The sequence below is a fragment of the Streptomyces sp. NPDC058051 genome (assembly GCF_042885475.1).
Lineage (GTDB): Bacteria > Actinomycetota > Actinomycetes > Streptomycetales > Streptomycetaceae > Streptomyces.
The window spans coordinates 37,033-48,423 of the sequence record NZ_JBHVRW010000014.1 but is presented as its reverse complement, the minus strand read 5'-3'; the positions used below and the strand labels follow the sequence as shown (position 1 = coordinate 48,423).

Sequence of the window (11,391 nt, the reverse complement as noted above, 5' to 3'; positions counted from 1 at the left end):
TTTGACGGCACCGGCACCGGCTTTGACGGCACCGGCACCGGCTTTGACGGCACCGGCACCGGCTTTGACGGCACCGGCACCGGCTTTGACGGCACCGGCACACACGAGCGAAGGGCTCGTCCCGGCGTCGGCAGGCGCCGATGTCGTCATCGGTGCGACACAGTCGCCCACTGCCGACGACGCCTCCGCCGACTTCTTCCGGACCGCGACAGCCAACCTCCTCACCGCGGCCGAGGCGGCCGGTGTCCAGCACGCGGTTCTGCTGTCCATCGTCGGCGTGGACCAGGTGCCCGACCTCGGCCACTACCGGGCCAAGGTCCTCCAGGAGGAGCTGTTCAAGGCCGGACCGGTCCCCTGCTCCATCGTCCGGGCCACCCAGTTCTTCGAGTACCTCGAAGTCATCATGTCCTGGACCACTGAGGGTGACACCGTTCGGCTGCCCACCACCGCGCTGCAGCCCATCGCCGCCACCGGTATCCCCCTCGACGTCGTCGCCGAATCGGGCCGTGTGCTCGACGAGGTCCGGCGCAGGCCCGGCGGTCGCCGCCGTCGCCCCGGGCCTTGGCGATGGGTGGTCCTCCTCAGGCGGCGCCGAGCCGGTTGATGTCCGGGGTGCGAAGGACGAAGGGGCCGCCGTCGTCCAGCAGGACGGCGGCGAGCATCGCGCGGCCCACCGTGTCGGTCGTGGTGACGTAACCGGGCGCGATGCGGCGCAAGGCCGGATACAGCCATGCCGTGACCCCGTAGATCACCCGATACAGCCGTGTCCTGGGGGCGGCTCCGTTCACGGGCTGGATGTAGGCGGGGCGGAACATGTACGCGCGAAACGGCATGGCCAGCAGTTCGTTCTCGGTACGGCCCTTGACCCGCGCCCACATGGCCCGGCCCTGTTCTGTGCTGTCGGTGCCCTCCCCGGACACGTAGAGGAAGGCCGGCGAAGCGCCGGCGGCGCTCACCGCCCGGGCGGCGGCGAGCGTGTAGTCGTGGGTGATCCGGGTGTACTCCTCTTCGCTGTGCCCAGCAGCGGAAACGCCCAGACAGAAGAAGCAGGCGTCCAGACCCTTCAACTCGTCCAGGATCGCCGTGTACTCGGTGAAGTCCGTGTGGATGATCTCCCGAACCTTCGGATGGTCTACGTTCAGGGGCCTGCGGGTGACGACCAGGACCTCCTCGACCCGCTCGTCGAGGAGGCAGGCGCGCAGCGCACCGTGCCCCACCATGCCTGACGCACCGAAGATGACCACGCGCATGACCGCTCCAGTCGAAGAAGGAAAGGTACAGGGAAGATGGGTACCGTGGTCAGGGCGCGGTGCGAGTGAAGGTATCGGCGACGTGGGTCGCCGGCGCCTCGACCCACGTAGGGACGAATCTTATACTACGACCTAAATATGTATGGACACGTATGTCTTCATGCGGTGGCTTTCGACGTCATCGACGGCTGCGGGCGACTGGGGCGCCTACGCCGCCATGGATGCGAGCGCGGTGTCCACGGAGGCGACGAGGCGCCGCGGGTCAGGGTCTGCCTTCACCAGCACCTGTAGCCCTTCCAGCAACATCGTCAGCATGACCGCGCACGAGGGCAGGGCCAGATCGTCGGAGATCTCTCCGTTTCGGGCTGCTGCTCGTAGGCCCTGAAGGAATCCGTTGATCCGCGCACTCGGCTACCCGGCGGACCGGAGTACGTCTCGCGCCGCCTGCCGCCCGCACCTCTCGCGCCGGCCTGTACGAGCTCGTACCCGGCCTCCGCACCACCCGCGCCGCTCGATGGCCGGCCGCCGGGTCGGAAAACTCGCCCTTCTCGTCGGCCTGTTCGCGCTGCTGCTCGGCGGGCTCACCGCGTGCGAGGCGAGAGTGACCGGGACGCCCCACAGCGGGATCACGGCGCCCGAGGTGTTCTACCTGAGCCCGCACGGCGACAAGAGCGGCCCGGCGAACAAGGCGCCGTTCCACCTGGTGGCCAAAGACATCCGGGTGCGCGACAACACCGGATCGGGCGATCACCGGCTGACGATCGACCTGCGCGGGGCCGGCGGATCGGTACGGCTGTGGATCAAGAGCGGGCGGAACTGCGAGGGCACCGACACCCACGTCGTGTGCCGCCTCCAGGGGTGGTACGACAGCTGGGTCCAGTCGGACCGCGTGTACCCGACGGCCACGAAGAAGGGCAAGGCCGGTGACTCGGCGACGGTCGACTTCACCTTCTCCGCGAAGGACGGGAAGAAGATCACCGGCCACACCCGGGTCGTGGTCGGCGAACCCGTCGTGCAACTACAGGTCCAGAAGGCCATCAAGGGCGCGGAGCCCGGGGCCGGCGTCAGTACGGCCGTGGCCGTGCGCAACACCGGCGAGGTCCCGGTGCGCGGGCTCGGCCTCCTGATCCACGCCGGCGACTCCAGCTTCCGGCAGCGCTACTCCAACTGCCGCTACCCGCCCCAGATGAAGGGCCGCGAAGCCATCTGCGCCTTCCCCGACCTGCGCATCGAACCGGGTGAGACGGTCCTGGTCAGACCCACGCTGCCGCTGCGCACGGGGAAGGTCAAGATCTTCAGCGAAATACGGCAGGAGGCCTGGCCGCTGGACGTGGGACCGGCGAAGGACAGCGCGGTCCCGGACAACGGCGACAAGGGGGCCGGACCGGCGCTGGAGGCGACGGCGGCGCCGAAGGGCACGGGCGGCACCTTCGCCGGAGGCGTCCAGCGCGTGCCCGTGAGCCTGGACCTCCGCTCCGACTACCAGGTGACCGCGAGCGAACTGCACGTCGGCGAGAAGCGCGAACTGCACCTGACGGTCCGCGACAACGGCCCCGGCGACCCTGGCGGCATCGGGCACCTGCTGTTCACCCCGCCGCCCGGCGCCGTGGTGCGCGAGCAGCCGATGGAGGAGATCGACGACGGCGTCTACGAGCCCGGCTGCGATCTGAAGGACGGCACCTACGAGTGCGACCGCGTCCTGAGCTATGTCTCCCCGGGAAACAGCCGCGTCCTCGACTTCACCTTGGACCTGCCCCAGCCGGGCACAGGCCATGTCGCTTTCCGGATGGAGACATTGGAGACCGGCGGCCTGGACCCGAACCTGGACGACAACTCGGCCGAGGTGATCGTCCTGCCGTGACCGTCGACCGGATCGGACAGGTGGCCGGTTGCAGCTCCGGGAACCTGATGGGCTCTGCTGGGGTGATCCTGCGGGGAGAGATCACAGATCCGGCGGACCCGGGACGACCGGTCAACCTGTACATGCCGCTGGAGGAAGCCGGGCAGCGGGCAGCGACGGTGATCCGGGATGCGAACACAGCGGGGGCTCGCGGCCACCGCGGACCAGTCGAATGACGTAGACGTCCTGTCGAGGTGTTCGCCCGCACGGCCGCGTACGGCAAAACGTCTGCTGGGCGGGGCGCTTCGGGTCGTTTCGTACATCTGGACGACCCGAGGCAGGTGGGTATGTCCCACCGTCATCTGACGGATGTGCGGCGGTGGCGGGCGGATGAGAGTGGCACTGTCGTCCCCACGCCACGGAAGGGCAAGCCTCATGAGTAGCAGCACATCCGGAGCGCAGGCTCACCATGCCACGTCGCGCGGCGAGGTGGTACTGAGCCTGGACATCGATCGGATCCTGGAGGACGGGGGTGCCCGGCAGACGGTCCCGGCCGAGTTCCGGTACACCCCGGACTCCCCTCTCGTGGTGACGGTTGTGTTCCTCGTCGAAGGCATTTCGGACATCGTCTGGCGTATCGGCCGCGACCTGCTGCACCAGGGCATGTCGTCGCTGAGCGGTGTCGGGGACGTGCAGATGTGGCCCGCTCGCCTGGAGGCGCGGCCGACAGCCTGGCTACGGTTGGCGTCGCCCGGCATGGTGGCTCTGTTCGCGCTGCCCGTACTGCCGCTGACCAGGTGGCTCGAAGACACGTATGGGCTCGTGCCCGCCGGGACGGAGACGCACGGGCTGGACTGGGACGCCGTCACGACGGGTCTGCTCAAGGGCCCCGAAATGCCGTCCAATTGATGCCGGCTGTCACGAAACTGTCATGGATGTGTGCAGCGGTGGCCTGCGACGACCGGGAGCACGTGCGCTCCGCACATGAACCGCGGCAGCTCGGCGAACAACATTTCGACACAGGGGCTCGGTGAACAGCGGCCCCGTCGTCACAACAGGTCACGGAGAAATTTCATGATCAACAGGCGCACTTTCAGCAAGGCGATGGGCGTGGGCACGGGGGCGGCAGCGGTGTCACTCGCCGGCCTGCCGACCGCTTCCGCGAACTCGGGGCTCTCGTCCGCGAACGGAGGAAGGGCGCCGCAGGTGCCGCAGCTCACCCCGGGCACACACACCTCGTTCAACGAGATCAAGCAGGTGAAGGCCGGAGTCCTCGACGTCGGCTACGCGGAGGCCGGACCGGCACACGGTCCCGTGGTGATCTGCCTGCACGGCTGGCCGTACGACATCCACAGCTACGTCGACGTCGCCCCGCTCCTCGCGGAGCAGGGCTACCGCGTCATCGTCCCCTACCTGCGCGGCCACGGCACGACCCGATTCCTCTCTTCCCGCACCGTCCGTAACGCACAGCAGTCCGCGGTCGCCCTCGACATCATCGCCCTCATGGATGCCCTCAAGATCGAGAAGGCTGTTCTCGCCGGCTTCGACTGGGGCTCGCGCACCGCCGACATCATTGCCGCGCTGTGGCCCCAGCGCGTCAAGGCACTCGTCTCCGTCAGCGGATACCTCATCACCGACGTCAAGGCCCAGCAGAACCCGCTGCCGGCAGCGGGCGAACACACCTGGTGGTACCAGTACTACTTCGCCACCGAGCGCGGCCGCCGCGCCATGGAGGGCACCGACACGCGCAACGACCTCACCCGTCTCGTCTGGGACCTGGTCTCTCCGACCTGGGACTTCGACGACGCCACCTTCGAACGCACCACTGCCGCCTTCACCAACCCCGACTATGCGGCCATCGTCATCCACAACTACCGCTGGCGTCTCGGCCTCGCCGACGGCGAATCCCGCTATGACCGCTACGAGACCCTGCTCGCCGCGCGTCCCACCATCCACACCCCCACCATCACCCTCGACCCCGAACGCGACCCCTTCACCGCCCCCGGTGACGGCGTCGGCTACCGCTCCTTCTTCATCGGCCCGTACAGCCACCGCACCCTGACCGGCATCGGCCACAACCTCCCCCAGGAAGCACCCACCGCCTTCGCCCAGGCCGTCGTCGACGCCGACCGGCTCTGAGCACGAGGCGCCACCTCACCTGACCACCCACCGGCGCCCCGGTCCCTTCGGTCCCTGCCCGAGCCCGACGAGGTGCCGGCAGGCGCGGATGTCGCCCCAAGGCCGCAGAGCGGACGCACCTGAGGACCGAACGGACCACACGTCCCAGGATCGCGGCCGGCCCCGCGCTGCGCCGTGCCTCAACCCCGGCCTCCGGTGGCGCTGTCCGTGCCGTCCACGAAACGGCACGGCCGGCGCCACCGGTCACACACGGAGGCACCCCGCGTCATCCGATGGCCCGGGCAGCCGCGGACGACCCCGGAGCAGCCGGGGGAGGGGCCGCCCTCATGTCTGTGCCGGGGACATGGAGATGGGTGCCGCAGAGGCGATCCCGAAGTCTACTGCCGGGCCGGGCGCGCTCCGGGGCCATGTACGTGCACCGGCCTTCTCGGCACCGAGCGGCGCCCACGCGGACCGCGGCACACACTCGACGAGCCCGACGCGTTCAGACGAGAGGGACAGCACACCGTGGACTGCGACCGCTACGACGACCTCCCGGCCCGCCGGCTCCGCCGCGTCCGCATCCCCGGCACTGTGGCCGTCCCGGCCGACGGTCCGCTGCCCCGGCGCTGTCCCGGTACCGACACCGCCGAACCGCCTCCCGCGGACACCTCCCCGACCGCCGACGGGACGGGGCCTGAGGAACCTCCGCGTCAGATCGTGCGCTGAGCCTTCTCCGAGTCGATGTACGCACGGCCCAACCTCACGTACTTCGGACGCCGGGGCGGCGCGACTGGCCGAACCTGATCAACGATCAGGCGGCCGGGCTCGGCGGGAAGGTTGTGGCCGGCACCCCGCGCGACTCGCTGTATGCGCTGGATGTGCTCTACGACCGCGACGGCGGCAGGCGCCCGGAGATGATCGTCACCGACACGCCTCATGCGGCGACATCGTCTTCGGACTCCTGACCTGCCCGGCGGCCTGCGGCCCCTGCACGACCCGGACCGGGCGGGGCGGGACTGAGCGGCCGGGCCGGGTCGGCGCCGTCGGTGGCCGGCAGCCATCAGTGCAGCACTGCTTGGGCGAGGTCCCACAGGCGGTCGGCGTTGCCGGGGTCCAGAGCGTGCGCGGCGACGCCGCCCCCGTCGCCGTCGGCGGTGACGGGCGATTCCTGGTTGTCTTCGAAGTAGCGGCCGCTGACGCTGTCCAGGAGGGGCGAGGCGGCCAGGAGGACGTTCGTGGCCGCTCCCTGCCGGAGGTTCTTGAAGTAGGGCTGGTCGATGCGGTTGCCGTCCTCGTCGGCGGCTCCCATCGCCTTGAGGGCCTGGAGGTCGAGGTGGCGCTGCAGGCCGGAGGCGATCCAGCTGGGCATGAGCGCGTTGGCGGTGATGCCGTCGTCGGCCCACCTGCGGGCGATGCCCACGGCCATCAGCACGTCGGCGGCCTTGGAGCGGCCATAGGCGGCCCAGCGGTCGTGGACGGTGCGCTCGAACTGGGGGTCGTCGAAATCGACCGGGTGCCGCCGGTGGGCGCCGGAGCTCACGGCGACGACCCGCGCAGGACCGGCCTGTCGCAGGGCGGGCAGGAGGGCGGTGGCGAGGGCGAAGTGCCCGAGGTAGTTGGTCGCCAGTTGCATCTCCCATCCTTCGGCGCTGCGGGCGAGGCCGGGCAGGGCCATGATGCCCGCGTTGGCCACCAGTGCGTGCAGGGGCCCCTCCCAGGCGCGGGCCAGGTCGCGGACGGTGGCGAGGTCTGCCAGGTCGAGTCGGCAAGCCCGGACCTGCCCGGTCCACTCCTCCCGGTGCGCGCGGTCCGTGAGCGCGTCGGCGGCCGCGGGATCACGGACCGCGACGGTCACCTCGGCGCCGGCTCGGGCCAGGGCGGCGGCGGTCTCGGCCCCGATCCCCGAGGCGCCGCCGGTGACCAACATCCTCCGGCCGGCCAGATCGATCCCGGCCAGGACCTCATCGGCGGTGGCCTTCGGCCCGAACGGGGTGTGCAGGAGCTCAGGCACCGGTCGCACCTGCCGTCCGGGACCGCTGGTCCAGGTGCTGGATGACGGCGCGCATCTCGGCCGGGAGGTCGCTGGGCTTGCGGGCGGTGAAGAACGGGCCGTCGTGGACGACGGCCTCGTTGACCCAGGTGCCGCCCGCGGCCTCGATCTCCGCGGCGATGCCGTACCAGGAGGTCAACCGCCGCCCCTCGGCCAGTCCCGCGCTGACCAGGACCTGCGGGCCGTGGCAGACCAGTCCGACCGGTTTGTCGGCCGCGGCGAACGCCGATCGTGTTTCGTCACCGCCGAAATCATGACAAACCAGTTCACTGGACAGGCCCCCCGCCGGGTTACCACCACACGCGGGGCAGGCGCGCAGATCTACCCGCCGCTACTTGACCAGATAAAGACGGTCGGTCATATTAACTGTGAGGCGGGATTCGCATCCCGACAAATGGGCCTCGGGCCGACCTGGTGACGGCCGATGAGACGGCCGAAACCTGTCCGAGCTGTGGAGTGTTCGCCTGGTGAGGAGGCACTGAAGATGAGGCCGGCCGATGCCGGTCCACATGGCAGACGTGTCTCGCTCCGCTTCCTCGCCCCACACCCTTGGGGCAGGGCGCCTTCACCACTCTCCTCAAGCAAAATCAGGACAGTCTCATATGAGGGAACGGAGCCGTCGTGACGCCTGAAAGTCATCAAAGGGGAGACGGAATCTATCTTGTTGCGCTCTTGGTGGAGACCGAGGTCATCCATTGGGGGTTCAGGTCGATTCTCTCTGAGCTCCCGGAGGTGAAACTCGTGACCGAAAGCGAGCTATTTGAATGCGCGGAGGTTGAATCGGCCGGGTGCGCACGCATCGTGCTGGCCACGCCGCCTCAGTGGCGGAAGCTGGACGCCAGAAATTTCTCACAGGAGCACCGCCCATTTGTCGTCCTCGTGGGTGACGAGATCCAGAGTCGCGGAATCAACCTCCACGGAGATGTTCCCTGCGACGGTGTCATATCTCTGGCTGATGCGAGTGCAGCGTCCATGAAAGCACTTCTGCACCGGGTCGTCTCAGGTGAGTTTCCTATGCCGGCCAAGTTGGCGCGACAGCTGCTGGCCACAGGCCACGGACGGGTCCTGGGTGCGAGTGCGGGTACCGTGGACGCTTTCACAGCACGGGAACAGGAAACTCTGGAATTGCTTGCCCGGGGGTTCAGTAACAAGCAGATAGCGAAAGCACTGGCGATCTCTCCCCATGGCGTGAAGCGTCTCGTCGGGGCAGTGATGTTGAAGTTGGGCGCACCCAACCGGACTACCGCCGTGATTATCGCCATCAATGAGGGTTTCGTCTGATGAGACTCGCCCGCGGGTACCCGTTCCTCGACACGCGCCTCACGTGCGGCCTCCCGTCTGCGGCCTGCGGCCTGCGGCCTGCGGTCCCGCATGTCGCGGCGGGAGACAAGTCCTTCACGGAGCTCGGCACGCGCCGAGCTCCGTGAATACGTAGGGAAGCCGGCCGGAGCCTCGGCTCGGGATGCAGGCCGACAGGTGATCGTCGACCTGGACGGCTTCCCGGACGGCGAGGACGGCACGTTGAGTGACACGGTCCATGCGTATCGCCTTCCTGGCGCCGAGCAGCGTCTCGCCGTGGACCCGGGAACGCGGCAGGAGAGACGCGCGGGGCAGCCGTCAAGCGTCGGACCGGCGGCCGACTGTGGGTCTTCCGTGTATGACATGTTCCCAGCTCGGGCCGACACCGATCCCGTCAGGTGTGACGAGACCGTGACCGGTCCCCACTGCGTCGGTGGCGCCCATCAGACGTTCGCGCTCCGTTCTTCCACGAGACGGGCGAGGTCTCCCAGAGTGGTTGCGGCAAATATCTCGTCCTCACTGATGGAAACCTGCAGTTGTTGCTCCACGGCCAGGCACAGTTCGACGATGGCCAGAGAGTCCAGCGCGGTGTCCTCCAGGGTCGCTGTGGGCTGGACCGCCTCGGGATCAACTTTGAGGTCGGCGACCAGGATGTTTTTGAGCTCTTCGAACATGGTGAGTCTCCTTCTTTTGCGGTCGTACGGTGTCTGCTTCGCGGTCAGAGCGCGGGAAGATCCGGCCATCCGATGGTGGTCGCGCCCCAGGACAGACCTCCGCCGAAGGCGGTGAGCAGGACCTTGTGGCCGGCAGCCAGACGACCGGTGTCCGCTGACTGGGCCAGCAGAAGGGCGAGGGAGGCGGCCCCGGTGTTTCCTACATGCTTGATGTTGGACAGGCGCCGCTCCGGTGGTATCTCCAGGTGTGTGGCGACCGAGTCGAGGATGCGGGCATTGGCCTGGTGGGCTGCAAACCGGTCGATGTCCTCGATATTCCAACCGGCCAGGCGGACCGCCTCACGGGATGCCTCGGTCATGCGGGTCACCGCGTGCCGGTAGGTTTCGCGTCCCTGCATTCGGAAGAAGAAGTCCTCCGCAGGCGCCGCCACCCCGGACGCGCGCTGTCGTGCTCCGCCGGCGGGCACCTCGATCAGGTCGCTGTGTGCGCCGTCGCTGTACAGCACCGTCGGTCCTATCGCGCCCGGGTCGTCGGCGTTGCCGGCCCGCAGCACCACCGCTCCTGCGCCGTCGCCGAAGATGACGGCGGTGGAGCGGTCCGCGGGATTGACGATGGTGGAGAAGGTGTCGGCTGCCACCAGGAGGACCCGCTCGGCGAAACCGGAGGCGATGAGCCCCGATGCCGTGGCCAGGCCGTACAGGAAGCCGGAACATACCGCGGCGACATCGAAGGCCGCGACCTCGTGCAGTCCCAGCCGGGCAGCCACGTCGGGAGCTGTGGCCGGGCAGGTCCTGTCCGGCGTGGTGGTGGCGAGGACCACGGCGTCGACCTCGCGGGAGCCGGCTGACTTCAGGGCCCGCGAGGCGGCCTCGACGGCGAGGTCCGACGTCGCCACGCCCTGCTGCGCTACGTGCCGTGTGGCGATGCCCGTGCGGGTGCGGATCCATTCATCGCTGGTGTCGAGTCCACCGGCGATCAAGTCCGCGTTGGTGACACGGTTCGCAGGCACATAGCCCCCGATGCCGGCGAGCACTGCGGCGTGGTTCGGCGAGCGGTTCACGGAAGTGTCCTCATATAGGCAGGTGGCGAGCGCTGTGGGAGACCCTGCCGACGTACGTCGCGCGGGGCGACGACACGTGACATGAGCGAGGTGTCTCAGAGGCCGCTCGGGAGGGGACTTGCATCGGAGGCCGGCAGCCGCGGCACGGCAATGCTGTGCATCGTGTGGCGCGGACCTTCCTCGCTCTGTACGGATAGTCGCCGCCTGACCGCACTGGTCTCCGTCGGGTCGGTGGTTGTCATCCTCAAAAATGACGTGGATGCGGTGTGATTGCCAACACCGAGAGTTCGCCTGAAAGACCTGGAAAAAGCGTCAGGCCCGAAGCGGTCGATTGTCGAGCTTCGACGGTCAGATCTACCTTGGCCGGGTGGATTCTTGTGACCAGGTGGAGATCTGGACCATCGAATTGAACCCGGCGGGAATCGACGCACGCGAGTTCACGGAACTGCTGAGCGATACGGAGCGAAATCGCTGGAACCATATCGCCGATCAGCGGGACCGCAGGCGCTATGCGGTGGCTCACGGAGCCACCCGGCTCATCCTGGCCGACCGCCTCGATGTGCCACCCCGTTCCCTGACCTGGCGCAGGGGCAGTCATGGAAAGCCCCACCTCGTCGGTTTCTCCGATTGCGTGCACACCAGCCTGACGCACTCGGGCGAGCTGGCCCTGCTCGCGGTCGCCGGTCGCGAAGTCGGTGTCGACGCCGAGCGCATGGCCGCCAGATGGAGCACGGCTCCTCCGGCACGGTTGTTTCCCGCGGCAGAGGCCGCCGCCGTCGCTGCGGCGCCGCCCGCCGAACGTGCCGCCATGTTTGTGCGGTTGCTCACCCGCAAGGAGGCGTGTGTGAAGGCCGGCGGCGGCGCTCTGCTGCCGCACGGCATCCGACTGAGCACCGCGGGCGGGTCTCCTCTGGTGGTGACCAGCCCCTTTCAGGAGCGGTGGTGTGTACGGGACGTGCCAGTCGCCGAAGGGTACGGAGCCTCCGTCGCGCTCACCGGGCCAGAGGATTTCGAAGTCCGGTTACGACACTGGTCACCCCCCGGGCCGGCCAGGCAAGGGACGGCGTAGCGACGTTGCACCCCAGCAGCCGTTGTG

At 68.6% G+C, this 11,391-nt stretch carries 10 protein-coding genes and 2 pseudogenes; 7 read left to right on the top strand and 5 right to left on the bottom strand.

Annotation, left to right across the window (positions count from 1 at the left end):
* Positions 1 to 103 precede the first annotated feature (103 nt).
* Positions 104 to 499 (top strand): annotated as a pseudogene (locus ACFVUT_RS22355) (SDR family oxidoreductase); the annotation flags it as partial.
* Between the two features lie 82 nt (positions 500 to 581).
* Here the strand turns inward: ACFVUT_RS22355 and ACFVUT_RS22350 are convergent.
* Positions 582 to 1,250, bottom strand: a complete 669-nt coding sequence (locus ACFVUT_RS22350) for an NAD-dependent epimerase/dehydratase family protein (RefSeq protein WP_389653546.1) — start codon at positions 1,248 to 1,250, stop codon at positions 582 to 584.
* 394 nt (positions 1,251 to 1,644) lie between these two features.
* On the opposite strand from ACFVUT_RS22350, the gene ACFVUT_RS22345 reads away from it, so the two are divergent.
* The 4 genes and pseudogenes from ACFVUT_RS22345 to ACFVUT_RS22330 form a co-directional block, all read left to right on the top strand.
* Positions 1,645 to 3,111: a hypothetical protein gene (locus ACFVUT_RS22345; RefSeq protein WP_389653543.1), complete on the top strand. Its 1,467-nt coding sequence runs from the start codon at positions 1,645 to 1,647 to the stop codon at positions 3,109 to 3,111.
* 414 nt (positions 3,112 to 3,525) lie between these two features.
* Entirely contained in the window at positions 3,526 to 3,999 is a 474-nt protein-coding gene (locus ACFVUT_RS22340; RefSeq protein ID WP_389653540.1) for an SsgA family sporulation/cell division regulator, read from the top strand.
* Between the two features lie 165 nt (positions 4,000 to 4,164).
* The gene (locus ACFVUT_RS22335) at positions 4,165 to 5,229 is read left to right on the top strand and encodes an alpha/beta fold hydrolase (RefSeq protein ID WP_389653537.1); all 1,065 of its coding nucleotides are present in this window, start codon (positions 4,165 to 4,167) and stop codon (positions 5,227 to 5,229) included.
* A 720-nt stretch (positions 5,230 to 5,949) separates the two neighbouring features.
* Positions 5,950 to 6,178: pseudogene (locus ACFVUT_RS22330) on the top strand (Tn3 family transposase); the annotation flags it as partial.
* A 93-nt stretch (positions 6,179 to 6,271) separates the two neighbouring features.
* On the opposite strand, the gene ACFVUT_RS22325 reads toward ACFVUT_RS22330, so the two are convergent.
* Positions 6,272 to 7,231, bottom strand: a complete 960-nt coding sequence (locus ACFVUT_RS22325; RefSeq protein ID WP_389653535.1) for an SDR family NAD(P)-dependent oxidoreductase — start codon at positions 7,229 to 7,231, stop codon at positions 6,272 to 6,274.
* On the bottom strand, positions 7,215 to 7,526 hold the full coding sequence (locus tag ACFVUT_RS22320) for a DJ-1/PfpI family protein (RefSeq protein WP_389653814.1): 312 nt from the start codon (positions 7,524 to 7,526) through the stop codon (positions 7,215 to 7,217). Before ACFVUT_RS22320 ends, ACFVUT_RS22325 begins: the two co-directional genes overlap by 17 nt.
* A gap of 476 nt (positions 7,527 to 8,002) precedes the next feature.
* Here ACFVUT_RS22320 and ACFVUT_RS22315 point away from each other — a divergent pair, with 476 nt between their 5' ends.
* A complete protein-coding gene (locus tag ACFVUT_RS22315; protein WP_389653532.1) occupies positions 8,003 to 8,542 on the top strand; it encodes a response regulator transcription factor in 540 nt (179 codons plus the stop codon).
* Between the two features lie 461 nt (positions 8,543 to 9,003).
* Here ACFVUT_RS22315 and ACFVUT_RS22310 read toward each other — a convergent pair whose 3' ends face one another.
* Together ACFVUT_RS22310 and ACFVUT_RS22305 are read right to left on the bottom strand one after the other, a co-directional pair.
* Entirely contained in the window at positions 9,004 to 9,234 is a 231-nt protein-coding gene (locus tag ACFVUT_RS22310; RefSeq protein ID WP_389653529.1) for an acyl carrier protein, read from the bottom strand.
* A 44-nt stretch (positions 9,235 to 9,278) separates the two neighbouring features.
* Entirely contained in the window at positions 9,279 to 10,295 is a 1,017-nt protein-coding gene (locus ACFVUT_RS22305) for a beta-ketoacyl-ACP synthase III (RefSeq protein ID WP_389653526.1), read from the bottom strand.
* Between the two features lie 367 nt (positions 10,296 to 10,662).
* Between ACFVUT_RS22305 and ACFVUT_RS22300 the strand changes: the two genes are divergently transcribed.
* Entirely contained in the window at positions 10,663 to 11,364 is a 702-nt protein-coding gene (locus tag ACFVUT_RS22300; protein ID WP_389653523.1) for a 4'-phosphopantetheinyl transferase family protein, read from the top strand.
* Positions 11,365 to 11,391 lie beyond the last annotated feature (27 nt).